Source organism: Brevundimonas sp., from assembly GCF_046299535.1.
Classification (GTDB): domain Bacteria; phylum Pseudomonadota; class Alphaproteobacteria; order Caulobacterales; family Caulobacteraceae; genus Brevundimonas.
Window position 1 is genome coordinate 31,894 of the sequence record NZ_JBKBIB010000010.1, and the last position, 26,250, is coordinate 58,143.

Genomic DNA, 26,250 nt, shown 5'->3' on the forward strand with positions numbered 1-26,250 from the left:
CGCCATGACCATCTTCGGCGCCAACGAGATCGCGCAGCGCGAACCGGACGCCCGGCGTCTGGGCTGGATCCGGCTGGCCATCGGCGTTGTCCAGGGACTGGCGCTCTATCTGCTCTATCTCTCGCTTGCTCGCCAGCTGTGGGCCACCAACGAACTTCGCATGTTGTGGCCGGCCACCGTCCCCGGCCTGTTTGCGCCGCTGGTGCTGGTCTTCGCCTGGCTGCCGGTCGTCCTGCTGGGCGCCGTCGGCCGGATGCGGCTTCGGACCCTGCTAATCTGGAGTGCTACGGCGGCGGCGGTGCTGGCCCTCATGGGCTGGTGGAGCGTGATCTGGGGCGTGCGGCCTAACGGGCTGAACGAGCCCCTGGCCTCGCCCGTGGTCTTCATCGCCTCGGCGGTCATGCTGTTCATCGCCCACCATCTGATCCTGCCCGCCGACCGGGCGCGGCGGTGGATCGCGCCCTATCCCGCCTATTTCGACACGGCGTGGAAGGCAGGCGTGCAGCTGGCCCTGTCCGTCGCCTTCACCGGCGCCTTCTGGCTGTTGCTGTTCCTGGGCGCCGGGCTGTTCAACGTGATCGGCATCGACTTCCTGAGCGATCTTATTCGTCAGGATTGGTTCTCCATTCCGGTCACCACCCTGACCTTCTCGGCCGCCGTGCACCTGACCGACGTCAAGGATGGTCTGATCCGCGGCGTGCGCACCGTGGTGCTGATGCTGCTGTCTTGGCTGATGCCGGTGATGACCCTGATCACCGCCGCCTTCATCCTGGTCCTGCCCTTCGCGGGCGTGGGCCGGCTGTGGGACGAAGGTTACGGCACGGGCCTGATGCTGTTGGCGGCCGCGGCCTTGATCATCCTCATCAACGCCGCCTATCAGGACGGCGAGCCCGATGGGGCGCCGCCCGCTATGCTGCAATGGGCCGCGCGGATCGCGGGCGTGCTGCTGGCGCCGCTCATGGGGCTGGCCCTGTGGGGCATGGCGCTGCGCATCGGCCAGCACGGACTGACGCCGGAGCGGATCATCGCCCTGACCTGCGTGCTTCTTGGCGTGGTCTATGCGGCGGGCTACGCCTTCGCCGCCGTGAAGCCCGGACCTTGGATGCGCCCGCTTGAGCGCACCAACGTCATCGCCGCCGTCGCCACCGTCCTCGCAATCCTTGCCCTGTTCACGCCCATCGCCGACCCCGCCCGCCTGTCCGTCGCCGACCAGATGCGGCGTCTGGAGAGCGGCCGGGTCTCCGCCGAGCGTTTCGACTACGCCTTCCTGCGCTTCGATGCGGGCCGTTCGGGCCTGCGCGCGCTGGAGCGGCTCTCGCAGTCCGATGACCCCGAAGTCGCCCGGCGGGCCAGCGAGGCGCGCCACGTCGCGGACCGCTACACCCTCGATCAGATCGCGCCCGGGCTCACGATCGAGGTTCTGCCCGGCTCGCCAGCCCTGCCCGAGAACTTCCTCGATGACCCCGCACCTGGCGACCAGCGCGCAAGCTGCAGAAGTGAAGGCGGCTGTCTCGCCGCCGCCCGTGATCTGAATGGCGATGGCCAGATGGAATGGCTTGTAGCCAACGCCTATCGCCTGGCCGTGTATCAGCGGATCAGCGAGGGCTGGCGCGAGATCGGCGGCTATGAGGTCAACGCCTGCAGGCCCCGAAGGCTGGACGCCCGCGACCTGCTGCGCGGCGGCCTGACCCTCGTCCCGTCGCCTCTGCCCGATCTTGCAGTGGACGGCGCCCGCATCCCCCTCACCCCCCGCGTGGACTGCGCTCCTTAAACCCGATCTTCACCCCCTTCGGCCTAAAACCGTCCCGAAACGAGCCAGTCCCGATCAACGAGGACGGCCGTACGGTTGATGATGAAGGGTGGCTCCCATGGCCAAGACGGTGCTGGTCGTCGACGACGACCCGACCCAGCGCAGGCTGGTGCAGGCGGTCCTTGACCGCGAAGGCTACAACGTCGTCCACGCCGAAAACGGCGGCGAGGCCATCGACCGCATGACGAAGGGCGGCGGCGCCGATGTGGTCCTGCTGGACATGGTCATGCCGGGCCTGTCGGGCATGGAGACCCTGGCCGAGATGCGCACCGCGGGCGTGCGCGCCCCGGTCATCATCCTGACCGCGTCCGGCGGCATCGACACGGTGGTCAAGGCCATGCAGGCCGGGGCCCAGGACTTCTTCGTCAAGCCCGCCAGCCCCGAACGCATCCTCATCTCCATCCGCAACGCCCTGCAGATGGGCGATCTGGTGGCCGAGGTGGGCCGCGTCCGGCGTCAGGTCGCGGGCCGCACCTCCTTCGACGATCTGGTGGGCGACAGCGCCCCCATGCGCATGGTCAAGGCGCTGGGCGCCCGCGCTGCGAAATCCAACATCCCGGTCCTGATCACCGGCGAGAGCGGCGTCGGCAAGGAGGTCATCGCCCGCGCCCTGCATGGCGCCAGCGACCGCGCCGGCAAGCCCTTCGTGGCGGTGAACTGCGGCGCCCTGCCCGCCAATCTGATCGAATCCATCCTGTTCGGCCACGAGAAGGGCGCCTTCACCGGAGCGGTCGACAAGACCCCGGGCAAGTTCCGCGAGGCGGACGGCGGCACCCTGTTCCTGGACGAGATCGGCGAGCTGCCGCTGGACATGCAGGTCAAGCTGCTGCGCGCCCTGCAGGAAAGCGAGATCGACCCGGTCGGCGCCAGGCGCCCGGTCAAGGTGGACGTGCGCATCGTCTCGGCCACCAACCGCGACCCCGAGGCCCAGGTGAAGGCCGGCGCCTTCCGCGAGGACCTGTTCTATCGCCTCAACGTCTTCCCCATCGAGGCCCCCGCCCTGCGCGCCCGGCGCGAGGACATTCCGGCCCTGATCGATCACTTCGTCGCCCGCTTCAACGCCGAGGAAGGCAAGCGGGTGGCCGGCGCCGCGCCCGATACGCTGGCCCTGCTGACCGCCTTCGAGTGGCCCGGCAATGTGCGCCAGCTGGAGAACGCGGTCTATCGCGCCATCGTCCTGGCGGACGGGCCGTGGCTGCAGCCCCACGACTTCCCCGCCATCTCCGGCGTGGCCGCGCCCCTGCCCGAGACGGAGGCCGCGTCCGGCGCCCCGGCCGCCGAACACGCCCTGTCCGATCTGGACCTGCCCGAGGCCCCGGTGCGCATCATCGACGACAAGGGCCACCTGCGCACGCTGGAGGACATCGAGCGCGACCTGATCCAGCACGCCATCGAGGTCTATGCGGGCCACATGTCCGAGATCGCCCGGCGCCTCGGGATCGGCCGCTCCACCCTCTATCGCAAGGTCCGCGAACAGGGGCTGGAAGGCGTTCTCAAGGAAACCGGCTGAAACCTGATCGCGACACCACGCAAGAATTAGCCGGTTGCAATCATGCCGCGACGGAATCGCCGCAATTGCCGCGTTAGACGGTCATTGAACCGGGGGGTCGGCAAGGTTCGCGGCCCAGACGAACCCCCGGCCCTCCCCAGACCGGATACGCACCTATGCTTCTCTCGACCACGGCCCTGACAGGGCTGGCCGCGCTGCTCGTTCAATCCGCCGGAGTGTCCCAGGACGCCGGCCAGGACCCGGTTCTTGAGGATGACGGCGTCACGTCCGTCTCCGAACTCATCATCGTCGCCCCGCGCCGCCGCGGGGACGTCCAGACCGACATCGCGCCCGAGCTGGAGCTGAACGCCGCCGACATCCAGGCCTACGGCGCCTCGGACATCGCCCAGCTGCTGGAGTTTCTGGAACCCTTCACCACCAGTTCGCGCGGCGGCTCGCCGGTGTTCCTGGTCAACGGACGGCGTATCTCGGGCTTCCGCGAAATCCGCGGCCTGCCGTCCGAGGCCATCGAGCGCATCCAGGTTCTGCCCGAGGAAGTGGCCCTGCAGTTCGGCTACCGCGCCGACCAGCGGGTGGTGAACTTCATCCTGAAAGACCCGTTCCGCTCGACCACGACGGAACTGGAATTCCGCGCCCCCACCGCCGGCGGGCGTTCGGGCTATGAGGTCGACGCCGACATCCTGCGCATCGACGGCGACAACCGCTGGTCCATCGACATCGAGCACGAGCGCGACACCGCCCTGTTCGAGACCGAGCGCAACATTAACCGCACCCCCGGCACGACCCCCTACGACCTGATCGGCAACATCTCCGGCGCGCCCTGGGGCGCCGAGATCGACCCGGCCTTCTCGGGCCTGGTCGGCGAGACCGCCCTCGTCGCGCCTGTGCCCCTGGGCGGAACCAGCCTCGCGGACTTCGCCGGAGCCTACGGCCCCCTCCGGACAGGCAACCTCAGCGACTGGCGCACCCTGCAGCCCGAGACTGAGCAGAACTCCATCTCCGCCACCCTCAAGCGCGGCCTGCCCGGCGACATCCAGGCCACCGTCAGCGCCAGCCTCGAGGATCAGACCAGCGAGCGCTTCAACGGCCTGCCGGGCCTGGCCCTGGCCGTGCCGACGGGCGTGGGCGGCTCGCCCTTTACCGAGACCGTGACCCTCTATCGTTTCCTGGACACGCCGGAGGCCCTCAGCACCCGGACCGACACCCTGCAGGCCGAACTCGGTCTTCTGCTGGATGGCTTCATAGGCGACGACTGGCGCTGGAGCTTCAACGGCGAATACACCCGCAATGAGCGCGACACCGTCACGGGCCGGGGGTTTGACATCACGACCTATCAGGACCGGCTGGACGCGGGCGATCCCACCGTCACGCCGTTCGGCGCCCTGACTCCCGCCCAGTTCACCCGCCGGCCCGACGACCTGGCCAACTCGGTGACCAGCCGGTACAGCGGCGAGGCCGTGTTCACTGGCCCCCTGATGGAGCTCCCCGCCGGCGACCTGCGCTCCACCTTCACCTTCGGCGCCGACCGCCAGACCCTGGAGTCCTGGTCCCTGCGCTCCGGCGTCGAGACCGAACGCGAGCTGTCCCGCGACCGGCTGAACGCCCAGACCAGCTTCGACATTCCCCTCTTCGAGCGTGACGAAGACAGCCCCTCCCTGCTGGGTGCGGTCTCTCTCAATCTCAATGCGGGATATGAGGACGTGTCGGACTTCGGCGGCCTGAACACCCTGGGGGCGAACCTGAACTGGAGCCCGGTCGACCGCCTCTCCTTCCTCACCGGCTACACCCGTCAGGACCAGGCCCCCAGCATCGCCCAGCTCAACGATCCCGTCATCGCGACACCCAACACAGCGGTGTTCGACTTCGCCACCGGCGACACCGTGCTGGTCACCCGCACCACTGGCGGCAACGCCGATCTGAACGCCGCGACCCGCTCGGTCTGGCGCGCCGGGGTGAATTGGCAGCCGCTGGAAGGCGAACAGCTTCGCATCACCTCCACCTGGACCCGCACCTCCATCGAGAACGAGGTCAACGGCTTCCCGGCCGTGACCGCCGCGCTGGAAGCCGCCCTCCCGGACCGGTTCACCCGCGATGACGACGGGACCTTGCTGGCCGTGGACGCCCGACCCGTCAACTTCGCCCAGGTGGATCGCCAGGACCTGCGCACCGGCTTCACCTTCTCGCGCGCCTTCGGCCAGCCGACCCCCGCCGCCCCCGCTGCAGGCGCTCGCGGCCAGGGCGGACGGCCTCAGGGCGAACGAGGACAAGGCGAACGGGGCGCGGGTGAACGAGTACAAGGCGAACGGGGCCAGGGACGTCCCGTACCTCCCCAGGACGGCGCTGCTCCGGCTGAGGGCCCCGGCGGCGGAGCCGTCGTCATCCGTGAGGGCGGCGAAGGCCCGCCCCCCGGCGGCGGCATGCGTATGGGCGGCGGCGGTCAGGGCGGCCCCGGCGGCGGCATGCGCATGGGCGGCGGCGGCAGGGGCGGCCCCGGCGGCGGCGGCATGCAGCCCGGTCAGGGCCGCTACAACATCTCGGTGTTCCACACCTGGCGCATCCAGGACGAAATCCTGATCGCCCCGGGCCTGCCGATTCTGGACCTGCTGAACGGCGACGCCACCGACGCCGGCGGCGGCAGCCCGCGCCACCAGATCCAGGCCCAGGGCGGCGTGTTCAGGAACGGCATGGGCATGTTCGTGAACGCCACCTGGCGCGAAGGCACGCGTGTGGACGGGGGGACCGGACCGGATCTGTTCTTCGACGACCGCACCACGGTGGGGATCAACGCCTTCGTGGATCTTGGCGCCCGCGAGGGTCTGGTGGCCCGCCTGCCATGGCTGGAGAACTCGCGCGTCAACCTGCGCGTCCAGAACCTGTTCAACTCTCGCCCCAGCGTGATCTCCAGCGACGGCGCCACGCCGGTCAACTACCAGCCGGACTTCCTCGACCCCGAAGGCCGCACGGTCAGCATCACCTTCAGGAAGATCCTGTTCTGATCGTCTCCCTCCCCGTTCGGGGAGGGTGCTGAGCCGCAGGCGAAGCGGGTGGGGGCGGCTCAGGCGAGGCATCGCGGATGCGTCGCCAGGCCCTCCCCACCCGGCCGTCGCTGACGCGCCGACCGCCCTCCCCGCCCGCGGGGAGGGAGAGACTACTTTTTCCCCTTCGCCTTCTTCGCGATCTCTTTCAGCTTTCGGGCCTGCATCGCTGATAGCGACTGGCCGGGCGCGCCCTTTTCGGGGTCGGCGAAGGCGCGGCCGTAGGTCTTCACCCGGTCCGACACCGAGCCCAGGAACTCGTCCTCCCAGTCCGACAGTTGCACCCCCGCCTTGTCGGCGGCCCGGCGCGCGCGCTTCAGGGCGTTCAGCGCCGAGCGCTGGGCGGCCTTCCTCGCCGCCTCATAGGGGGAGTCCTTTGGCGCATCCTTCGGGCTGCTTGAGCCGCTTTTCAGCGCGCTACCGCCCTTCGGGCTGCTTGAGCCGCTTTTCAGCGCGCTACCGCCCTTCGGGCTGCTTGAGCGCAGGCCGCCGTCCTTGCGTCCGAAACCGGACCGCTTCAGCTCAGATCTCGCCGAGGGCGGCCAGATAGAGGTCCAGGATCGCCTCTTCTTCCTGGCGCTTGGCCTTGTCCAGCTTGCGGATGCGGATGACCTTGCGCAGGGTCTTCACGTCATAGCCCTCGCCCTTGGCCTCGGCGAAGACCTCCTTCATGTCGCCCATGATCGCCTGCTTGTCCTCCTCCAGACGCTCCAGGCGCTCGATGATGGTGCGCAGCCGGCCCTGGGCCGTGGCGTTCAGGACGTCAGGATTGGCGAAGGCGGCGTCGTCGGCCATGGAAAGTCCTTTGTGGCGCTATCGCTCGGCGCGCAGCGCCTCGCTGCTTGAGCGCGGTATGAATGGTTCGAGTTTGGTTAGCGCCGTCGCCGTCAAGGCTCAACGCCACACGCGAAAAAGGCCACGGACAACCGTCCATGGCCTGTGGATCATTCCGCCGCCCTGCGCGCCCACGCGGCGCCCCAAAGCAGAGAGCGCCCGCGTCCCGAGCGACAGGACGCTAAGAAGTCTTAGCCCTGCTTCGCCTTGAAGCGCGGGTCGGTCTTGTTGATCACATAGACCACGCCCTTGCGGCGCACGATCTTGCAGTCACGGTGGCGCGACTTCAGCGACTTCAGCGAACTACGGACCTTCATGGTCTCTATCCTTCGGAGCGCGCCGCAAGGCGGTCTCGGGCGCGATACAAAATGAAACGCCGCAAGCGGACCTGCGGCGGGGAGACGGGCCTATAGGTCAGCCGCGCCTGTCCTGTCAACGGGAAACCGCGTCAAAACCGACCGCGCTCGCCCCTGTTTGATCCCCCGGCCTTCGCCCGCGCCCATAATGCCCCTGATCAGCGAGCCAGGGAGGCGATTTCGGACAATTCAGACAATTCAGACACTGTTTTTTCCAGCGCCAGAGTCCGAAATCCGCCATCCGGCAGGAGCCTCTGCCATCGCGCGGCGGCAAGGACCAAAACACAGCGGCCTCGCCCTCAAGCAGCGAGGCCCGCGGGCCGGGCGATAGGGCGCAAAAGAAACGCCCTCAAGCAGCCAGCGCCCGCGGCGCGAGCGTTAGGGCGAAAAGATGGAGGCCTGGCCTCCGAGTCGAACGGAGGGTCTGCGGATTTGCGATCCGCCGCGTCGCCTCTCCGCCACCAGGCCGCATCAAGGAGGCCCGAGCATGCCATGGCGCGGTTAACAGGGGGCGAGGAGACAGGGTTAGCGCACCAAATGATCCATGGCCTCGCCATGGCGGAAAGGCGGCGAAACCGTGCTCCCCCTTCGCGCGCTTGTGATTGCGAGGCTCCGGCGCGGCGCGGTAGGATGATGGAATGAAAATTCGCCTTGTACTCATTGGCCTTACGGCCGCCTGCGCCCCCCTGATTCCCGAGCCTCCGCGCGGCGGGCCGGCCCAGGCGGCGCAGCCGGCGGCGGCGACGGCAACGGCAACGGCAACGGCGTCCGTGCAGCCCAGGCCCTATGAGGATCAGTCGTTCGAAGGCTGGAAGCAGGGCTTTCTGGACCGCCACGGCGGCGCCAACCGCGCCGCCTTCGAGCGGGAACTGGCGGGCCTGGCCCCTGACCCCAGCGTCATTCGCCTGGACGGCAACCAGCCCGAATTCAGCCGGCCCGTCGGCGCCTATGTCCAGAACGCCGTCAGCGCCCAGCGCATCAGCCAGGGCCGGGACCGCCTGTCGTCCGCGCCTGCGGCCGCGGAGACCCGCTACGGCGTGCCGCGCGAGATTCTCGTGGCCATCTGGGCCCAGGAAAGCGCCTTCGGCCAGGTTCAGGGCGACCATGACGTGATCCGCTCCCTGGCCACCCTGGCCCATGACGGCCGTCGCCGCGACTGGGCCGAGGGCCAGTTGAAGGAAGCCCTGACCATCATCGTCGAGGGCCGCGCCCCCCGCTCGCGCCTCAAGGGCTCGTGGGCCGGCGCCATGGGCCAGAGCCAGTTCATGCCCGACAACTACCGCCGCCTCGCTGTGGACGGCGACGGCGACGGGGTGGTGGATATCTGGAACTCGCCCGCCGACGCCCTGATGTCAGCCGCCAATCTGCTCGACAACGCAGGCTGGAAGCGCGGTCAAGGCTGGCACTACGAAGTGACCCTGCCGCAGGGCTTCGACTACGCCCTGGCGGAGGGCGAGCGCCAGCCGTGGTCGTACTGGGCCCAGCGCGGGGTGGTGCTTTCCCGCGGCGGGTCGCCCAGTTCCGCGGAACAGGCCGAGGGCGCGACCATCCTGTTGCCCCAGGGGGCGAACGGCCCGGCCTTCCTGGCCCTGCCCAACCACTATGTCATCCGTCGCTACAACAACTCGGTGGCCTACGCCTTGGCCATCGGCATGACCGCCGACGGCATCGCCGGCCGCCCCGGCCTGGTCGCCGCCTGGCCGGACGAGGCGCCCCTGTCGCGCGACCAGCGTCTGGGCGCCCAGCGCGCCCTGGCCGCGGCCGGCTTTGATCCGGGCGGCATTGACGGCGTGGTCGGCGCAGGCACCCGCCGGGCCTTGCGCGGATGGCAGCAGGCCAACGGCCTGACTCCTGACGGGCACCTCACCGCCGCCCTCGCCGACCGCCTGATCGCCGAACAGCGATAACCCGCTTGCCGGACCGCTCGAACACCGGCAGGACGAGCGGCGATGAGCGACCGGTCGATCCGAAATCTCGCCAACCTTCAGGCGTTTGGCTCCACCTCGCGGGTGCTGAACCTGCTGGCCGTCTGGCGCCGCCACGGCCGCACGGATGAATGGCGCGACAAGCCCCTGTTCCAGACCCCGGCCCTGAACCGGGGTCTGATCATCAAGCACCGCCTGCGCCGCGACGAGGTGGACCTGTTTCACGGTTATCGCCAGTCGGCCACCAAGGTCATCCTGCCCCTCGACCTGGATGACCTGCGCCTGGGCGGACGCTTCATCTTCATCGGCCAGCGCAATTTCGACCGGGCGCTGCGTGAGTATTTCGGCGTGTCCGTGGACGAGCGCGACCTGGAGACCCTGCGCCTCATCGATCAGCTGCCGTCGCTGGACCCGTTCCTGCTGCGCGAGCAGATCAAGCGCGCCGGGCTGGACGTGGCGCGGTGCTACTTCGAACTGACCGAAGGCGACATGAAGCGCATGTTCAGCTTCGTGGAGGACCAGATCGCCCCGCTGGTGGCCATGAGCATGACCTCTGAAGCCTCTCCCGGCCAGGCTCGCGCCACCGCCAACCTGGTGTCGAAAATACTGTCCAGCACCGACGGCGCGGGGATGCAGCCTCTGGGGGACACGCTGCAGCTGGCGCCCGAGCAGTACGCCGAGGGCGTGTTCTGCTGGAAAGGCTTCCTCTATTACAAGTGGTCCGCCGCGACCGTGCTGAAAGAGGCCCGCGCCGTGGCGGACGCTATCGCGACCATCCAGCCCGCCGGTCCCCTGGATGCCGAATCCCGGCTGTACGTCGAGCGAGGCCGCCACGTCCTGAGGCCCAGGATTCTCAAGACCTGCGATACGGTGATCCAGACCCTGAAGGTGTATGACCGCGCCTACGCCAGCCTGACCCGGGACGCCCGGCCGACCGCCTTTCGGGAGTTCCTGCTGGACGCCCCGCACATGTTCATCCGTCTGGGCGAGCAGGTCGGAGCCGTGCGGCACATCGTCAGCTTCTGGAATTTCCGCTTCGCCCCGGGCGCCCCGCGCGTGTCGGTGGAAGAGCTGATCGACATCTTCATGGACTTCGAAACCAGCCTCGCCAGCCGCGACGGCCCCGCCTGATCCCACCCTGGGAACACAGAGACACGGCCCGGACATGACCACGCCCTCAAGCAGGGAGCCGCCGCGCGGCGAGCGGTAGGGCCCCTTAAATAAAGAAGCCCCCGCCGGCGGCTCAGGGAACCGGCGAGGGCTTCACCGTCACGCATCGGCATTGGGGGCGACGATGCGTGAGGTTTCCGCGAACCCGTGGGGCGGGGCGCGAAACTCGAACAGGTCAGGCCCAGTGCATCTGGACCCGGTGGGCGGCGGCCCAGTGGATGGCGCGGATAGCGTCGCAGATGGCCTCGCCCGCCGCGCGGCAGCCCAGCTCCCCGCCCAGATCCGCCGTGACCGCGCCTGCGGCCAGCACCGCCGCCACCGCCGCCTCGATGGCGTCGGCCTCGTCCTCCAGCTTCAGGGAGTGGCGCAGCATCAGGGCGGCCGACAGAACCATGCCCACCGGATTGGCCAGATCCTGTCCGGCGATGTCCGGCGCCGAGCCGTGGATGGGCTCGAACAGCCCCGGCCCTTCGGTGCCCAGCGAGGCCGAGGGCAGCAGGCCGATGGACCCGCCCAGCACCGAAATCTCGTCCGACAGGATGTCGCCGAACATGTTCTCGGTCAGGATCACGTCATACTCCCGCGGCTTGCGGATCAGGTGCATGGCCATGGAGTCCACCAGGGCGTGCTCCAGGGTGATCTCGGGATATTCCTCCGCGTGGATTCGGGTGACCACCTCGCGCCAAAGACGGCTGGTCTCCATGACATTGGCCTTGTCCACCGAAGTGACCTTGCCCCGCCGTTGCCGGGCGGTCTGGAAGGCGGCGCGGGCCACCCGCTCGATCTCCTCCACGGAATAGACGCACAGGTCCGAGGCGGTGGTGTCCGTGCGGGTCTTCTCGCCGAAATAGATGCCGCCGGTCAGCTCGCGGAACACGATCAGGTCCACGCCCTCCACGATCTCCTTCTTCAGCGGCGAGCGATGGGCCATCACCGGCGAGACCTGCAGCGGCCGCAGGTTGGCGTACAGGCCCATGGCCTTGCGGATGGCCAGCAGGCCTTCCTCCGGCCGCCGCTTGCCGCCGTCCCACTTGGGCCCGCCCACAGCGCCCAGCAGCACCGCGTCGGCGGCCTTGCAGGCGTCCCGCGTCGCGTCCGGCAGGGGCTCGCCGGTGGCGTCGATCGCCGCGCCGCCGATCAGGTGCTCCTGATAGTTGAAGCGGTGACCGTAGAAGTCGCCGACACAGTCCAGCACGGCGCAGGCGACCGCCGCCACCTCGGGGCCGACCCCGTCTCCGGGCAGCACGACGATGGTATGGTCCTGAAAGGGGGGCATCACGCGGTTTCCTGTTGTCGGCGTTCAAAGGCTTCGATGTCGGGCAGTCGGGCGGTCAGCCAGCCCATGGCGTCCACCCCGTCCAGAAGGCACTGGCGGGCGAAGGACTCCACCCGGAAGGGCGTCGGCGCGGCGTTGCCCCGCCGGATGGTCTCGGCCTCCAGGTCGATGGTAACCGGCTGGTCCGGATGGGCGGCCAGATCGTCCCACACCGCCTGGCTGACCACGACGGGCAGCAACCCGTTCTTCAGGGCGTTGGAGGTGAAGATGTCGGCGATCGAGGTCGAGACCACCGCCCGGAAGCCATAGTCCAGCAGCGCCCAGGGGGCATGCTCCCGCGACGAGCCGCAGGCGAAATTGTCGCCCGCGATCAGGATGCGGTGCTCCGTGGGATCAATGCGGTTCAGTACCGCCTCCGGCTTGACCGCCCCGTCCGCTTCATAGCGCCAGTCGTGAAAGGCGTGCGCCCCCAGCCCTTCGCGGGTGGTGGTGGTCAGAAACCGCCCGGGGATGATCTGGTCCGTGTCGATATTGGACTGGCTGAACACCACCGTGCCGGAGGTCAGGGTCTTCAAGGGCTCAGGCATCATGCTTCCCCTACCGGCTCGCGCGCGGCGCTCGCCTGCTTGAGGGACGCAGCCTCCTCCATGAACACGCGCGGGTCGGTCAAAACCCCCATCACCGCGCTGGCCGCAGCCGTGGCCGGGCTGGCCAGCATGGTGCGCGCGCCCGGTCCCTGACGGCCCTCGAAATTGCGGTTGGAGGTGGACACCGCCAGCTGGCCCGGCCCCACCATGTCGCCGTTCATGGCCAGACACATGGAGCAGCCCGGGATGCGCCATTCGGCCCCCGCCTCGGTGAACACGGTGTGCAGCCCTTCGGCCTCGGCGTCGCGCCGCACGGCCTCGGAGCCGGGCACCACCAGCACCCGCACGCCCGGCTTGACCCGCCGGCCCTTCAGGATATCGGCGGCGGCGCGCAGGTCGGGCAGGCGTCCGTTGGTGCAGCTGCCGATGAAGACCACGTCCACAGGGTATTCCGTGGTCGCCCGGCCCGCCTCGAAGCCCATATAGGCCAGGGCCTTGCGGTCATTGTCGGATCGGGGCTCCGGCGGGGCCGCCCCGATGGCGACGCCCGCGTCCGGCGTGGTGCCCCAGGTGGCCATGGGCCGGATGGCGTTCCCGTCCAGGCGGACCTCCTTGTCGAACACCGCGCCGGGGTCCGACGCCAGGCTCAGCCAGTCCGTCGCCGCCTGCTCGAACGCCTCGCCCTGCGGGGCATGACGGCGGCCGCGCAGCCAGTCGACGGTCGCCTGATCCGGAGCGATCATGCCCGCCCGGGCGCCCGCCTCGATGGACATGTTGCACAGGGTCATGCGCCCTTCCATGTCCAGGGCGCGGACTGCCTCGCCCGCATATTCGATGACGTAGCCGGTGCCCCCGCCGAACCCCAGGGCGGCGATCACCGCCAGGGCCACATCCTTGCCGGACACGCCCGGCGTCAGGGTTCCGTCCACCGTCACACGCAGGGTCTTGGCCTTGCGCTGCAGCAGGCACTGGGTGGCCAGCACATGGCCCACCTCGGAGGTGCCGATGCCGAAGGCCAGCGCCCCGAAGGCGCCGTGGGTGGCGGTGTGGCTGTCGCCGCAGACCACGGTCATGCCCGGCTGGGTCAGGCCCAGTTCGGGCCCCATCACATGCACCACGCCGCGCTGGTCCGAATCCCAACCGGCCAGCGACACCCCGTGCCGCGCGCAGTTGCGCTCCAGCGTCTCGACCTGCGCCTTGCTGGCGGGGGTGTAGTAGGGCCGCTCGCCGTCCGGACCCGCCGGCAGGGTCGGGGTGGAGTGGTCCAGGGTGGCGAAGGTGCGGTCCGGGCGACGCACCGTCAGCCCTCGCCGTTCGATCTCGGCGAAGGCCTGCGGGCTGGTCACCTCGTGCACCAGATGCAGGTCCACATACAGCATGGCGGGCGTCTCCGCCGTCTCGGCCGACACCACGTGACGGTCCCAGACCTTCTCATAGAGCGTGCGGGGCTCAGACATCACACACCCCGCTCATCCCCGCGAAAGCGGGGACCCAGTGCTTTGGGTGATGATCCGTCACGGCGCACCCACGACCTGTTTGGCCAGAAGCGCCGGCGCCACGCTGGACAGAACTGGGTCCCCGCTTTCGCGGGGATGAGCGGAAAGGAGGACTATGCATAGGCCGCCTCCCGCGCCGCCGCGCCCTCATAGATGGGCTCCAGCCAGCCGTGGCGGTCCGGCGTGTCGCCGGTGAACAGGCCGCGGAAGGCGGCGTTCAACGCCTTCGTCACCGGCCCGGGTCCGTTCGCGCGGGTGGCGATGCCGTCCACCGAACGCACCGGTGTGATTTCCGCCGCCGTGCCGGTCATGAAGATCTCGTCGGCCAGATACAGCATCTCGCGCGGCAGACCCTGTTCGACCACCTCGAGGCCCTGGTCCCGGGCCAGTTGCATGACCGTGTCGCGGGTGATGCCCATCAGGATCGAGGACGCCGCCGTGGGCGTCAGGAGGCGTCCCTCCCGCACGATGAACAGGTTCTCGCCGGCGCCTTCGGACAGGCGGCCGTCCACGCCCAGCCCGATGCCCTCGCCGAAGCCGCCCACCCGAGCCTCGCGCCCGATCAGATAGGACGACAGATAGTTGCCCCCTGCCTTGGCTCCGGTCGGGATGGTGTTGGGCGCCGCCCGCTGCCAGGACGAGACGCAGGCGTCCACGCCCTTCTCCAGCGCCTCGTCGCCGAGGTATGCCCCCCACGGAAAGGCGGCGATGGTCACGTCCACCTGCGGCCTGGCCGGGGTCACGCCCATGCCGCACTCGCCCAGAAAGGCGATGGGCCGCAGATAGGCGCCCTTCAGCCCGTTGGCCCGCACGATGGCCTTGCAGGCGTCCAGCACCTCGTCCTCGGTGAACGGCAGGGCGAAGTGATAGATGCGCGCGCTGTCGAACAGACGGCGCACATGGTCCGTCAGGCGGAACCCGCGCGGCCCGTCCGGGGTGTCATAGACGCGGACGCCCTCGAACACCGAGGTGCCGTAGTGCAGGGCGTGGCTCATGACGTGGACCTTCGCGTCGGCCCAGGGCGTCATCTCGCCGTTCATCCAGATGTAGTCAGCCAGCGGCGGCATAGGCGGGTCTTTCCTGTCGTGCGGCGGCGGCGGCGATGATGGCCGTCAGCTCCGTGTCATTGATCTCGCCGATCTCGTCGGCGCGGCGCTTGAAGCCTGCGAACACCTCGGCCAGCACGCCCCCGGTCAGGTCGTGGCCCAGCACCGCAGCGCGCTTGGCCACCGCGTGGCGGCCCGAATGTTTGCCCAGCACGAAGAAGCTGCCCTCGAAGCCCACGTCCTCGGGACGCATGATCTCGTAGGTGCGCGCGTCGGCCATCATGCCGTGCTGATGGATGCCGGCCTCGTGGGCGAAGGCGTTGACGCCCACGATGGCCTTGTTGCGCACCACCGGGCTCTCGGTGATCTCGCACAGCAGTCGGCTGGTCCGCACCAGATGGCGGCAGTCGACGCCGGTGGTCACGTCATAGCGGTCGGCGCGGGTGCGCAGGGCCATGATGACTTCCTCCAGCGAGGCGTTGCCCGCCCGTTCGCCGATGCCGTTGATGGCGCCTTCCACCTGACGCGCCCCGGCCTCCACCGCCGCCAGGGAGTTGGCCACCGCCAGCCCCAGGTCGTCGTGACAGTGGGCCGAGAACACGGCGTGGGGATGCTTCGGGCGAATGCGCGCGATCAGCTCCGCATAGCGGGCCCGCACCTCGTCCGGCGTGGCGTAGCCCACGGTGTCGGGCACGTTCAGGGTCTGGGCCCCGGCGTCGGCGGCGGCCTCCATCACCTCGGCCAGAAACGCCGGCTCGGTGCGGAAGGCGTCTTCGGCGGAGAACTCCACGTCGTCGAACAAGGTCCGGGCGTAGGCCACCGAGCGCACGGCGGCGGCCAGCACCTCGTCGGTGGTCATGCGCAGCTTGGCAGAGCGGTGGATGGGGCTGGTCCCCAGGAAGATGTGGCACCGGCGGTGAGTCTTCGGCGCGGGCGACAGGGCCCGATGCGCCGCGTCGATGTCCTTCTCGTTCGAACGGGACAGCGAGCAGAACACCGGCCCCTCGATCTCTCCGGCCACCCGCCGCATGGCTTCCTCGTCGCCCGGCGAGGCGGCGGCGAAGCCGGACTCGATTACGTCCACGCCCAGGTCGCGCAGGGCCCCGGCCATGCGCAGCTTGGCGTCCGTCGACATGGAGAAGCCCGGCGCCTGTTCGCCGTCGCGCATGGTGGTGTCGAAGACGATGACGCGGTTGGGGTCCGACGCCGCCAGCTCTGCGGTGCGGGATACGGGTCTTGATACGTCGCCCATCACGCGGCCTCCGACTGCATGACGACGGGGTCGATGCGGCTGACGCCGATCAGGCGGTCGATCTGACGGCGCAGGATCTGGGTGCAGCGGCTCTCGTCGCGCCCGCGCACGGTGATGGCCGCGCGGCGCATGACGCCCTCGTCGGTCAGCATCAGGCCGTCGATATGAAAGCCCCGGCGCTCCACCAGTCCGATGAGGCGCTGCAGCGAGCCGTCGGCCCGGTCGATCTGGATGTGTATGGTGTCGCTCATCAGGCGCCCTCCATCATGTCTGCGTTTGACTTGCCCGGCGGCACCAGCGGCCAGACGTTTTCCCTGGGATCGATCACGACATGCGCGAGGCAGGGGCCGGGAGCGTCCAGCAGGCGCTGGATCCCGGCGGAGACCTCCTCGCGCCGGCTAATTCGGAAGGCCTCGACGCCGAACGCCTGGGCCACCGCCACGAAGTCCGGATTGTCCGACAGGTCGACCTCGGAATAGTTCTCGTTGAAGAACAGGGACTGCCACTGGCGCACCAGGCCCAGCGAGGCGTTGTCCAGCAGGACGATCTTCAGATTGATCCCGTAGCGGCGCAGGGTCGCCAGCTCCTGGATGTTCATCATGAAGCCGCCGTCCCCGGCGATGGTCACCACCTGGGCGTCCGGGCGCGCCAGCTTGGCGCCCAGACCGGCGGGCAGGCCGAAGCCCATGGCCCCCAGCCCCCCGGACGTCAGATGCGCCTCGGGCCGCGAGAAGCGGCAATGCTGGGCCGCCCACATCTGGTGCTGGCCCACGTCGCAGGCGGCGACGAAGTCGTCCCCGGCGCGCTCGGACAGTTCCTTCAGCAGGGCGGGCGCATAGACCCCCTCGCCCGGGGCGTCATAGCGGGCGGCGTGGCGCTGGGCCCGGGCCATGCAGCGCATGATCCACGGATCGATGGCCAGCGGCCCCGGATCGGTGGCCGCCAGGCTCGCCTTCAGGTCACCCACCACTCCCACGGTCGCCGCGCGCAGCTTGGAGATTTCGGCCGGGTCGATGTCGTAGTGGACGATGCGGGCGTGGGGGGCGAACTCGGCCAGCTTGCCGGTGGCCCGGTCGTCGAAGCGGGCGCCCAGAACCACCAGCAGGTCGGCTTCCTGCACCGCCTCGTTGGCGGCGCGCGTGCCGTGCATGCCGATCATGCCCATGAAGCCCGGCGCCCCGGTGGGGATGGAGCCCAGGGCGTTCAGGGTGGCTACCGCCGGGATGCCGGTGCGCGCGAAGAAGGCGCGCAGCTCATCCACCGCGCCGGCGATCTTGACGCCGCCGCCCACGTACAGGACGGGGCGCTCGGCGGCGCGGATGGCGGCTTCGGCCTCGCGGATGGCGGCGTGGTCCGTCGCCTCCACCGGGTCGTTGAAGATCGGCGCGGCGAAAGGCTGGGCCACCTCGGCGAACTGGATGTCCTTGGGCAGGTCGATCAGAACCGGACCGGGCCGGCCCTCCTTCGCCACCCGGAACGCCTCGGCCACCACCGAGGGGATGTCGGCGGCGTCGCGCACGATCCAGCTGTGCTTCACGATGGGCAGGGTGCAGCCCAGAATGTCGATCTCCTGGAACGAGTCCGTCCCCATCAGCCCGGTGGCCACATTGCCGGTGATGCAGACCATGGGCACCGAATCCATCATGGCGTTGGCGATGCCGGTGATCAGATTGGTTGCGCCGGGGCCCGACGTGGCCATGCACACCCCCACCTTGCCCGACGAGCGGGCATAGGCGTCAGCGGCGAAGGCCGCTCCCTGCTCGTGGCGCACCAGAATGTGGCGCAGGGACGATCCGGTCAGGGCGTCATAGACCGGCATGATCGCCCCGCCCGGATAGCCGAACAGCACATCCACGCCCATCGCCTCCAGGCTGGAGACGAGCAGGCGCGCGCCCGTTTGCCCAGTGCTCTGGGGGGCGGCGGCGGCGTCGGGCTGTTTCAGGGCGGCGGCGGTCATGGCGATGCTTTCGGCGATCCTTCCGGCTCAGGCCGCTTCGGACTTGGCGGCGTGCAGCCAGGCCATGCGTTCGCGCAGGCGGGCGCCGGTCTGTTCGATGGGATGCGCGTAGTCGGCCTTCAGCCAGGCCGCGTACTGACCCTTCCCGGCCTCGTTCTCGGCGATCCACTGGCGGGCGAACTGGCCCGACTGGATGTCCTCCAGGATCTCCTTCATGCGCGCGCGGGTCTCGTCGTTGATCACCCGCGGGCCCGAGGCGACCGCGCCGTATTTGGCGGTCTCGGAGATGAACTCGTGCATCCTGGTGACGCCGCCCTCGTAGAACAGGTCCACGATCAGCTTCAGCTCGTGCAGGCATTCGAAATAGGCGATCTCGGGCTGGTAGCCGGCCTCGACCAGGGTGTTGAACCCCGACATGACCAGTTCCTTGGCGCCGCCGCACAGCACGGCCTGCTCGCCGAACAGGTCGGTCTCGGTCTCCTCGCGGAAGCTGGTCTCCAGCAGGCCGCCGGTGGCCCCGCCGATGCCCTTGGCGTAGCCCATGGCCCGGTCCCGCGCCTTGCCCGTGGCGTCGCGCTCGATGGCGAACAGGCTGGGCACGCCGCGGCCGCGCGCATATTCGCGCCGGACCAGATCACCGGGGCCCTTGGGCGCCACCAGGATCACGTCCATGTCCTCGCGCGGGGTGACCCGGTCGTAGATGATCGAGAAGCCGTGGGCGAACAGGATGGCCGCGCCGGGCTTGGCGTTCGGCGCGATGATGTCGCGATAGACCTCGCCCTGGATCATGTCCGGGGTCAGGATGGCGATGATGTCGGCGCCCTTGACCGCCTCGGCCGGCTCGGCGGTCGGCACCCCGTCCGTGGTCGCGTTCTTCCAGCCCTTGCCGCCCTCACGGACGCCGACGATCACGTCGTGGCCGGAGTCCTTCAGGTTCTGCGCATGGGCGCGGCCCTGGCTGCCATAGCCGATGATGGCGATGCGCTGGCCGGCGATGGCGCCGGGGCGAATGTCGTCGTTGGTGTAGATGGTGATAGGCATCAGGCGTCCTCGTGAGCGGTCTGGGTGCTGGCGGCGCGAGGCCGGCCCTGGAAGGAATCGGCGGTGCGCGCCGGCGGCGGATTGGGAATGGTGACCGCGCCCTGCGAGGCGGAGGCCGCCAGGACGGCGTATTTGGCGAACACGCCCACCGGGGCCTCACGCTCGGGCGTCGAGGGCGGGCGGGCGCTCAGGTCGGCATCCACGTCGATGCGGCGGTTGCCGACGTCGATGGTGACGCGGTCGCCGTCCCGGACCCGCGCGATGGGTCCGCCCACGGCGGCTTCCGGCGACACGTGCCCGGCCACGAAGCCGTAGGAGGCGCCCGAGAAGCGACCGTCGGTGATCAGGGCCACGTTCTCGATCTTGCGGCCCTTCAGGGCGGCGGTGACCTGCAGCATCTCGCGCATGCCGGGCCCGCCGCGCGGTCCCTCGTGGCGGATGATGATGACGTCGCCCTCGCCCGCCGCGCCGGACTGGACCGCCTCGAAGGCGTCCTCCTCGCGGTCGAAGACCCTGGCCGGTCCCTCGAAGCGGTCGACCTTGTGGCCGGTCAGCTTGATGACCGCGCCCTCGGGGGCCAGATCGCCATAGATGACCGCATAGCTGCCGCGCGCCATGATCGGGCGGTCGAAGTCGGTGATGACCTTCTGGCCCGGCGCTTCCTCGGCCTCGGCGGCCTCCTCGAACAGCGAGCGGCCCGAGACGGTCGGCGCATCGGCGATCTTGCCCGCCCACGCCAGCCGCTGGGCCACCAGACGCGTGCCGCCGGCCACGAACAGGTGGTGGGCCAGGAACTGCCCGCCGGGCTTCAGGTCGCAGATGACCGGGGTGGTCTCGCAGGCGAAGTGGCAGTCCTCGATGCCGAACGGCACGCCCGCCTCCGCCGCGATGGCGGTCAGGTGCAGCACGGCGTTTGTGGATCCGCCCGAGGCCGAGACCGCCACCGCCGCGTTCATCAGCGACCGGGGCGTGATGAATTCGCGCGCGCTGATTCCCTTGACCGTCAGCTCCACCGCCAGGCGGCCGCAGCGCTCGCCCTGTTCGCCCTTGTCGGGATGGACGGCCGGGACGTCGTTGGCGCCCATGGGCGACAGGCCCATGACGCTCAGGGCCATGGCCATGGTGTTGGCGGTGAACTGGCCGCCGCAGGCGCCGGCGCCGGGGCAGGCCGCGACCTCGACCGCCTTCAGCCCGGCGTCGTCCAGCGCCCCCGCGCCGTGGGCGCCGATGGCCTCGAAGATCTCCTGGACCGAGATTTCCTTCTCGCCGATCCGGCCCGGCATGATGGTGCCGCCGTAGTAGACCAGACCCGGGATATCCATGCGCGCCAGGGCCATGGCGGCGGCCGGGATGGTCTTGTCGCAGCCGACGATGCAGACGACCCCGTCCAGTTGATGCCCCTGCACCGCCAGTTCGATGGAGTCGGCCACAACCTCACGGCTGATCAGCGACGCCTTCATGCCCGGCGTGCCCATGCTGATGCCGTCGGTGACGACGATGGTGTTGAAATCCACCGGCCAGCCGCCCGCCTCACGGATGCCGCGGCGCACGTCGTCGGCCAACCGGTCCAGATGCATGTTGCACGGCGTCACCGACGACCAGGTGTTGACCACCGCGATCATCGGGCGCTCGAAATCGGCGTCGTCCATGCCCGCAGCCCGCAGATAGCTGCGCGCCGCCGCCCGGTTCGGGCCGCGCGTCACCGCCGCGCTACGGCGGTTGGCTTGAGGCGTCTTGCTGGAAAAATCTTGCGTCATCGGGTCCGGTTGATCCGGACCGCCCACACACAAAAAACCCCGCTTCCGGTGGAAGCGGGGCTGTGCGAGCGGTCCTGAGGTTTGAGTTCAGGTCGCGTGCAGCCCCGCGCTTCCAAGAAGCACGAGCACCAGTACGGTAATCAGGATAAGGGTTTGCAGGCTATCAAAGGGCGCATGCGGACGCACGGCGGCGATGGCCGTCTTGGTCTGTCCAGCGATGGGCGCGCGGTTGTTCACGTCGTCAGCCTTGGTCTGCGATGACGGCAAGAGACATCAAATCTCTGTGCAGCGCAACAGCGAGCAGGAACAATTTTCTAATTACCGGCCCACACCCATCATCTGTGGCATTTTTTCACCGCTGCATCCGTGCGTGGATCAAGCGGGAATGAGCGCCACACGCGTCAGGCGGTCATCGGCCGTCATGAACAGGCTCGCACCGCCCGGGCCGAAGGCGCAGTTGGCCGTCGCCCGTCCCGTGTCGATGAGGCCCAGCTGCTCGCCCTCTGCAGTAAGCACCAGCACGCCGCCGGGGCCCGTCGTGAAGATGCGTCCCAGGGCGTCCACCTTCAGTCCGTCCGGCAGGCCCGGCGCATCCGGTCCCATCAGCGGCGCGGCGTCGAACAGCACGCGAGACGCACCCGCGCCGCCGTCCTCGTCAAGATCATAGGCCATCACCACCGGCCCCTCCGGGTCAGACACGGCCACATAGAGCGTGCGATGGTCGGGTGACAAAGCCACGCCGTTGGGAAACGTCAGCCCGTCCTCGATCAGGGTCACCGCGCCGTCCGGCGCCAGGCGATAGACGCCGTTGTGCGGCAGTTCCTTGACAGGGGACTCGTTCATCCCCTCCAGTCCATAGGGCGGATCGGTGAAATACACCGCGCCGGACCGGTGGATCACCAGATCGTTGGGACTGTTGAAGCGCCGCCCCTCGAACCGGTCCACCACGATGGTCTTCCGACGCGTGGCCAGATCGACCCGGGACAGGGACCGGTTGCCGTGATCGCACATCAGCAGCGCGCCCGAAGGCTCGATGACCAGACCGTTGGCGCCCGGTTCGCGAAGGTGGGAGCCGTCCTCGCCGTCGAAGCCGGAGGGACGCATGAACTCTGACAACCCGCCCGTCTCCGACCACCGCCAGATCACGTTCTGCGGCACATCGGTGAACAGCAGATAGCCGCCCGCCTCCACCCACACCGGTCCCTCGGCCCAGTCGAATCCCTCGGCCAGCACCTCGACCCGGGCGCCCGGCGGAATGATCGAATTCATCTCCGGCGACAGACGGCGCACGCCGCCCACGGCCTGGCGTTCTATCGTCGTCATCCTGCCCGCTCCGCATCCCATGAGGCCCAGCGCAGAGGCTCCTGCCCCGCCCGCCAGAACGCCGCGCCGACCGATCACAGCGCCACCGGCCGACGCTCGCGCGCGGCCTGATACATAGCGTCGATGATCCGCATGTCCCTCAGGCCCTCCTCGCCCGGCACGATCGGCTCGGCGCCGGTCAGCACGCATTGGGACAGGTGATCCAGCTGGCCCGAGAACTGGTTGACCGGCAGGGCGGGCGGCTCATGCTCGCGGGTTCGCCCCTCCAGATGGACCCGGGTCCGGTGCCCGCCGTAGCCCGTGGCCGGCTCCATATCCAGCCAGCCCGCCGCGCCCACAGCCCGCGACCGTCCGTGGTGGGAACTGTAGGACGACACGCCGTCGGCCACCGCGCCGGACGGAAAGCGCAGCTGGAAGAGCAGGGTGTCCTCCACGGCGCGGAAGCGGGGGTCCGAGCGATCGGTCTGTTCGACCGCAGCGACCTCCACCGGCTCCTCCCCTGTCAGATAGCGCGCCGACTGCAGGCTGTAGATGCCGATATCCATCATCGAGCCGCCGCCAGACAGGGCCGGATCCAGCCGCCACTGGGCGGGATCGCCGATGTTGAAGCCGTGCTGCGACGTCACGAGGCGAAGGGGTCCCAGTTCGCCCGCGCCCGTCATGCGCATGGCCTCGCGGTTATGGCTTTCGAACCACGAGCGATAGCCGATCATCAGCTTCACATTGGCCGCGCGGCAGGCGGCGATCATCTCCGCGGCCTCGCCGGCGTTCATGGCCATGGGCTTCTCGCACAACACATGCTTGCCCGCCGCCGCCGCCCGCAGGGTGTACTCGTGGTGCAGGGCCACCGGCAGGATCACATAGACGATGTCCACATCCGGGTTGTCGCGGATGCGATCGAAGTTCGCATAGTCATAGATGTTACGCTCGGGCACCCCGTATTCAGCCGCAATGCGCCGCGCCTTGGCGGGATCGCCGCTGACCAGCGCCGTCAGACGCGAATGCCGGCATTCGGCGAAGCGGGGCATGATCACATTGGCGTATCCGCCCAGACCCACGATGGCGTAGCCCAGTTTGCGAGGTTCCTGACCGATCGCGTGGCCGCCCGCCAGCAGGCCGCTGGTCAGGGCGCCCGCCCCGACAAGAACGGATCGGCGATTGGTTGGCAGGCTCATGGTCGTCTCCTCAGCTTGGCAGGTCAGGCCGCATTGGCCCGGGCGTCGTCGTCGGGCGTCGTGACGGCGGTCATGGCTTCCACCAGGGCGCCGATCTGCAGGGGCTTGGCCACGCACCGGTCCATGCCCGCGCCCAGATACTCCGCCACCTGATGGGTCATGACATTGGCGGTCAGGGCGATGATGGGCGTGCGCGCCCGACCCGTCGCCGCCTCGGCCGCCCGGATGGCGCGCGCGGCGCCAGGACCATCCATGCGGGGCATCTGCACGTCCATCAGGATCAGGTCCCAGGACTCGCCACCCCAGGCCTCCACCGCTTCCAGACCGTCGTCCACCACAGTGAGATCCACACCCAGCTGGTGCAGCAGGGTCTTGAGCACCAGCTGGTTGACGGTGTTGTCTTCCGCCGCCAGCACCTTCAGGCCGCGCTCCGTGGTCAGGAGCGCCGGACAGTGCGCCTCCATAGGCGCCGTCATGGACGCGCTCCGGGGCAAGGTCAGGCGCACGGTGAAGACCGTCCCCCGGCCCTCCTCGCTGGACACCCGGATCCCGCCGCCCATCAGCTCGGCCAGCTGACGGGTGATGGCCAGGCCCAGACCCGTGCCGCCATAGCGCCGGGTGGTCGAGGCGTCCGCCTGGACGAATTTGTCGAACAGGCCCTTCAGGCAATCTCCCGGAATGCCGATGCCGGTGTCTGTCACCGTCAGGATCAGCGCCTCGCCGTCACACGAGGCAGCAACCCGCACCTCGCCCTGTTCGGTGAATTTCAAGGCGTTGGAGATGAGATTGTACAAAATCTGGCGCACCCGCGTCGGATCGCCCCGCCACGCGCCCAACGCCTCGGGCGCCACGGTCAGATCGAAGGACAGCCCCTTCTTGTTGGCCAGCGCCGTGAAGGTCGACCGGGCGCCCAGCAGCAGCGCCTCCAGATCGAAGTCGGTCTCCTCCAGCTCCAGCTTCCCCGCCTCGATCTTGGACAGGTCGAGGATGTCGTTGAGGATGGCCAACAGGCACTCGCCCGATTGCCGGATGACGCCCAGGCGTTCTGACTGTACCGGGGACAGATCGTCCTGCGCCATGGCCTGGGTCATGCCCAGCACCCCGTTCAGAGGCGTCCTGATCTCGTGGCTCATGGTGGCGAGGAAGGCGGATTTGGCCTCATTGGCGGCCTCGGCGTCCCTCTTGGAGTCGCGCAGGTCGGCGGCCAGGCCCTGAAGCTCGCGCGCGCGCCGCGCCACCACCGTCACGTCCTCCGCCGTGATGATCCAGCCGCCGGACGCTATGGGCAGGGCCTCGTCCCGCGTGACCCGCCCGCCGAAGCCCTGACGCTCGATGACAAACGGTTCCCCGCTGCGGAGCCGGCCCAGCGCGGTCTCCACGTCCTCGGCGCGCCATTCGCCCAGCTCAGCCAGAGCCCGCAGGCACGGCTCAATGGAGGCGCCTGGCCGTCTCAGGGCCTCCGGCGCCGCTGACCCGGCCCAGAAACGTTCGTTGGACGCCACGATGTTAAGTTCTGAATCCACCACCAGCAGTCCGCTGGCTACCGCATCCAGCAGCGGCTGGCCCAGCCGGCGCACCAGCTTCCGGTCCGCGGGCCGCGAGGGTGGGGGCGGCGCCCCCCGCGGCGCAGACGGGGGGATCAGCAGGGGCGCCTCGGCCCGCGCCCGGTCCGTGGTCAGCTTGCGCGCCGCCCCGATCAAAACCGCGCCCGGATTCACCACGGCCCAAACCGGCAGCCGCGCCACGACGCCGCTCAAACGGCCCTTGGCCTCGAAGCGCTCGCGGAACTGGCTCTGTGCGATCTGATCCTGCATCTCCACCATCGCGCGGCCGGTCAGAAACACCCCCTGATTGGCCCCCAGCGCCAGCGCCGCCGCCCCGGCGAAATCCCCCAGCACGGCCAGATACCGGTCCAGCGCCTCGCGGCAGTGGGGGTCAGCGCCCGTGCGCGCGTAGAGCGCCACCTCCAGCGGATCCAGCGGCTCGCCCGCCCGCGCGCCCGGCGCTCGGGCCAGGGCCTCATGCACATTGGCCAGTCCGGGCCACGAGATCAGGCGCTCATAGGACACCCGCCCGAACACCGCGCTCAGGCGGGACAGCAACTCGGTTTCTTCCGCATTGTCCGGAGCGAAGGCCAGGTGCCCGGCCTCGGTGTCGATCACCCGGCACCCGTCCGGCCCGATCTCCACCGCCGAAACACCCAGACCGAAATCGGCGCTGACCACCGCATAGCGTCCTTCGGCCAGCCCGCCCACCGGCGCGTCCGCCGCTCCGATGGCCAGGGTGTCGCCCGCCTCCAGCCACTGCAGCGACAGGGCCGCCGCCGCCGCGTCATTGATAAGCGACAGGGTCTCGAAGCCGAACGTCTCGCACAGCTCGTGGCGCGTGAAGGACCAGCCCGACTGGGTCACGGTGATCCGCTCGTCGTTCACCGGCGCTGCGACAGCCAGACCGAGGCGCGGCGGCAGCGGACGGCCCAGCTCCAGGGCATAGGCGCCCATCAGTGTGCACAAGCTGTCGCCGGGCCTCACGGGAACCTCCCGATATTGCGACAGGCGCGGGCGATCCCCCGTCGCCTCCATCAGGGCGAACCGGCAGGCTTCGGGACCGACGAAGGCCAGCAGGGCGTGATTGTCCAAGGCGCTCTCCCCAGAGCCTTTTCAGCAATGAGAGCGCTAACAAAGTTAAGGAAGGCCTTTC

21 protein-coding genes and 1 tRNA gene are annotated in these 26,250 nt (G+C 69.3%); 5 read left to right on the top strand and 17 right to left on the bottom strand.

The window, feature by feature from the left end:
• Positions 1-4: 4 nt before the first annotated feature.
• The 3 genes from ACK4FB_RS09735 (at position 5) to ACK4FB_RS09745 (ending at position 6,316) form a co-directional block, all read left to right on the top strand.
• Positions 5-1,771, top strand: coding sequence for a DUF4153 domain-containing protein (locus tag ACK4FB_RS09735; RefSeq protein ID WP_409751215.1), 1,767 nt, complete (start codon positions 5-7; stop codon positions 1,769-1,771).
• Positions 1,772-1,868: 97 nt separating this feature from the next.
• Positions 1,869-3,320: a sigma-54-dependent transcriptional regulator gene (locus ACK4FB_RS09740; RefSeq protein WP_409751217.1), complete on the top strand. Its 1,452-nt coding sequence runs from the start codon at positions 1,869-1,871 to the stop codon at positions 3,318-3,320.
• A 155-nt stretch (positions 3,321-3,475) separates the two neighbouring features.
• Positions 3,476-6,316, top strand: coding sequence for a TonB-dependent receptor (locus ACK4FB_RS09745; RefSeq protein WP_409751220.1), 2,841 nt, complete (start codon positions 3,476-3,478; stop codon positions 6,314-6,316).
• Between the two features lie 152 nt (positions 6,317-6,468).
• On the opposite strand, the gene ACK4FB_RS09750 is transcribed toward ACK4FB_RS09745, so the two are convergent.
• The 4 genes from ACK4FB_RS09750 to ACK4FB_RS09765 form a co-directional block, all read right to left on the bottom strand.
• The gene (locus tag ACK4FB_RS09750) at positions 6,469-6,684 is read right to left on the bottom strand and encodes a hypothetical protein (protein ID WP_409751534.1); all 216 of its coding nucleotides are present in this window, start codon (positions 6,682-6,684) and stop codon (positions 6,469-6,471) included.
• Between the two features lie 193 nt (positions 6,685-6,877).
• Positions 6,878-7,150 carry a DUF2312 domain-containing protein gene (locus tag ACK4FB_RS09755; protein WP_409751223.1) on the bottom strand — a complete coding sequence of 91 codons (273 nt, stop codon included), beginning with the start codon at positions 7,148-7,150 and terminating at the stop codon, positions 6,878-6,880.
• A gap of 230 nt (positions 7,151-7,380) precedes the next feature.
• Complete coding sequence (ykgO, locus tag ACK4FB_RS09760) at positions 7,381-7,506, bottom strand: type B 50S ribosomal protein L36 (RefSeq protein ID WP_292103933.1); 126 nt, start codon at positions 7,504-7,506, stop codon at positions 7,381-7,383.
• Between the two features lie 431 nt (positions 7,507-7,937).
• Positions 7,938-8,013: transfer RNA gene (locus ACK4FB_RS09765), tRNA-Cys, on the bottom strand.
• 170 nt (positions 8,014-8,183) lie between these two features.
• On the opposite strand from ACK4FB_RS09765, the gene ACK4FB_RS09770 reads away from it, so the two are divergent.
• Both ACK4FB_RS09770 and ACK4FB_RS09775 read left to right on the top strand, forming a co-directional pair.
• Complete coding sequence (locus tag ACK4FB_RS09770; RefSeq protein ID WP_409751226.1) at positions 8,184-9,452, top strand: lytic murein transglycosylase; 1,269 nt, start codon at positions 8,184-8,186, stop codon at positions 9,450-9,452.
• A 42-nt stretch (positions 9,453-9,494) separates the two neighbouring features.
• Positions 9,495-10,601, top strand: a complete 1,107-nt coding sequence (locus tag ACK4FB_RS09775) for a hypothetical protein (protein WP_409751229.1) — start codon at positions 9,495-9,497, stop codon at positions 10,599-10,601.
• 214 nt (positions 10,602-10,815) lie between these two features.
• On the opposite strand, the gene leuB is transcribed toward ACK4FB_RS09775, so the two are convergent.
• The 13 genes from leuB to ACK4FB_RS09840 all read right to left on the bottom strand — a co-directional run bounded on the left by leuB (position 10,816) and on the right by ACK4FB_RS09840 (position 26,189).
• On the bottom strand, positions 10,816-11,916 hold the full coding sequence (gene leuB, locus ACK4FB_RS09780; protein WP_409751232.1) for a 3-isopropylmalate dehydrogenase: 1,101 nt from the start codon (positions 11,914-11,916) through the stop codon (positions 10,816-10,818).
• The gene (leuD, locus tag ACK4FB_RS09785; protein WP_409751235.1) at positions 11,916-12,503 is read right to left on the bottom strand and encodes a 3-isopropylmalate dehydratase small subunit; all 588 of its coding nucleotides are present in this window, start codon (positions 12,501-12,503) and stop codon (positions 11,916-11,918) included. Before leuD ends, leuB begins: the two co-directional genes overlap by 1 nt.
• On the bottom strand, positions 12,503-13,960 hold the full coding sequence (gene leuC, locus ACK4FB_RS09790; RefSeq protein ID WP_409751238.1) for a 3-isopropylmalate dehydratase large subunit: 1,458 nt from the start codon (positions 13,958-13,960) through the stop codon (positions 12,503-12,505). The genes leuD and leuC overlap by 1 nt, the downstream gene beginning before the upstream one ends.
• 152 nt (positions 13,961-14,112) lie before the next feature.
• The gene (locus ACK4FB_RS09795; RefSeq protein ID WP_409751241.1) at positions 14,113-15,066 is read right to left on the bottom strand and encodes a branched-chain amino acid transaminase; all 954 of its coding nucleotides are present in this window, start codon (positions 15,064-15,066) and stop codon (positions 14,113-14,115) included.
• A complete protein-coding gene (locus tag ACK4FB_RS09800; RefSeq protein ID WP_409751244.1) occupies positions 15,050-16,297 on the bottom strand; it encodes a 2-isopropylmalate synthase in 1,248 nt (415 codons plus the stop codon). Before ACK4FB_RS09800 ends, ACK4FB_RS09795 begins: the two co-directional genes overlap by 17 nt.
• Positions 16,297-16,548 (bottom strand): ACT domain-containing protein, encoded by a 252-nt coding sequence (locus tag ACK4FB_RS09805; protein WP_409751247.1) that lies wholly within the window; start codon positions 16,546-16,548, stop codon positions 16,297-16,299. Before ACK4FB_RS09805 ends, ACK4FB_RS09800 begins: the two co-directional genes overlap by 1 nt.
• The gene (gene ilvG / locus ACK4FB_RS09810) at positions 16,548-18,254 is read right to left on the bottom strand and encodes an acetolactate synthase 2 catalytic subunit (protein WP_409751250.1); all 1,707 of its coding nucleotides are present in this window, start codon (positions 18,252-18,254) and stop codon (positions 16,548-16,550) included. Before ilvG ends, ACK4FB_RS09805 begins: the two co-directional genes overlap by 1 nt.
• Positions 18,255-18,281: 27 nt before the next feature.
• Positions 18,282-19,295, bottom strand: a complete 1,014-nt coding sequence (gene ilvC / locus ACK4FB_RS09815; RefSeq protein ID WP_409751254.1) for a ketol-acid reductoisomerase — start codon at positions 19,293-19,295, stop codon at positions 18,282-18,284.
• Complete coding sequence (locus tag ACK4FB_RS09820; protein ID WP_409751257.1) at positions 19,295-21,052, bottom strand: dihydroxy-acid dehydratase; 1,758 nt, start codon at positions 21,050-21,052, stop codon at positions 19,295-19,297. Before ACK4FB_RS09820 ends, ilvC begins: the two co-directional genes overlap by 1 nt.
• A gap of 87 nt (positions 21,053-21,139) precedes the next feature.
• Positions 21,140-21,289, bottom strand: a complete 150-nt coding sequence (locus ACK4FB_RS09825; protein WP_409751260.1) for a hypothetical protein — start codon at positions 21,287-21,289, stop codon at positions 21,140-21,142.
• Between the two features lie 138 nt (positions 21,290-21,427).
• Positions 21,428-22,375 (bottom strand): SMP-30/gluconolactonase/LRE family protein, encoded by a 948-nt coding sequence (locus tag ACK4FB_RS09830; RefSeq protein WP_409751263.1) that lies wholly within the window; start codon positions 22,373-22,375, stop codon positions 21,428-21,430.
• A 74-nt stretch (positions 22,376-22,449) separates the two neighbouring features.
• Entirely contained in the window at positions 22,450-23,550 is a 1,101-nt protein-coding gene (locus ACK4FB_RS09835) for a Gfo/Idh/MocA family protein (RefSeq protein WP_409751266.1), read from the bottom strand.
• A 23-nt stretch (positions 23,551-23,573) separates the two neighbouring features.
• Complete coding sequence (locus tag ACK4FB_RS09840; RefSeq protein WP_409751269.1) at positions 23,574-26,189, bottom strand: glucokinase; 2,616 nt, start codon at positions 26,187-26,189, stop codon at positions 23,574-23,576.
• Between the last annotated feature and the right edge of the window lie 61 nt (positions 26,190-26,250).

Coding starts and splice junctions, on each gene's coding strand:
- ACK4FB_RS09735 (WP_409751215.1), top strand. CDS start 5: ATGACCATCTTCGGCGCCAACGAGATCGCGCAGCGCGAACCGGACGCC.
- ACK4FB_RS09740 (WP_409751217.1), top strand. CDS start 1,869: ATGGCCAAGACGGTGCTGGTCGTCGACGACGACCCGACCCAGCGCAGG.
- ACK4FB_RS09745 (WP_409751220.1), top strand. CDS start 3,476: ATGCTTCTCTCGACCACGGCCCTGACAGGGCTGGCCGCGCTGCTCGTT.
- ACK4FB_RS09755 (WP_409751223.1), bottom strand. CDS start 7,150: ATGGCCGACGACGCCGCCTTCGCCAATCCTGACGTCCTGAACGCCACG.
- ykgO (WP_292103933.1), bottom strand. CDS start 7,506: ATGAAGGTCCGTAGTTCGCTGAAGTCGCTGAAGTCGCGCCACCGTGAC.
- ACK4FB_RS09770 (WP_409751226.1), top strand. CDS start 8,184: ATGAAAATTCGCCTTGTACTCATTGGCCTTACGGCCGCCTGCGCCCCC.
- ACK4FB_RS09775 (WP_409751229.1), top strand. CDS start 9,495: ATGAGCGACCGGTCGATCCGAAATCTCGCCAACCTTCAGGCGTTTGGC.
- leuB (WP_409751232.1), bottom strand. CDS start 11,916: ATGCCCCCCTTTCAGGACCATACCATCGTCGTGCTGCCCGGAGACGGG.
- leuD (WP_409751235.1), bottom strand. CDS start 12,503: ATGCCTGAGCCCTTGAAGACCCTGACCTCCGGCACGGTGGTGTTCAGC.
- leuC (WP_409751238.1), bottom strand. CDS start 13,960: ATGTCTGAGCCCCGCACGCTCTATGAGAAGGTCTGGGACCGTCACGTG.
- ACK4FB_RS09795 (WP_409751241.1), bottom strand. CDS start 15,066: ATGCCGCCGCTGGCTGACTACATCTGGATGAACGGCGAGATGACGCCC.
- ACK4FB_RS09800 (WP_409751244.1), bottom strand. CDS start 16,297: ATGGGCGACGTATCAAGACCCGTATCCCGCACCGCAGAGCTGGCGGCG.
- ACK4FB_RS09805 (WP_409751247.1), bottom strand. CDS start 16,548: ATGAGCGACACCATACACATCCAGATCGACCGGGCCGACGGCTCGCTG.
- ilvG (WP_409751250.1), bottom strand. CDS start 18,254: ATGACCGCCGCCGCCCTGAAACAGCCCGACGCCGCCGCCGCCCCCCAG.
- ilvC (WP_409751254.1), bottom strand. CDS start 19,295: ATGCCTATCACCATCTACACCAACGACGACATTCGCCCCGGCGCCATC.
- ACK4FB_RS09820 (WP_409751257.1), bottom strand. CDS start 21,052: ATGACGCAAGATTTTTCCAGCAAGACGCCTCAAGCCAACCGCCGTAGC.
- ACK4FB_RS09830 (WP_409751263.1), bottom strand. CDS start 22,375: ATGACGACGATAGAACGCCAGGCCGTGGGCGGCGTGCGCCGTCTGTCG.
- ACK4FB_RS09835 (WP_409751266.1), bottom strand. CDS start 23,550: ATGAGCCTGCCAACCAATCGCCGATCCGTTCTTGTCGGGGCGGGCGCC.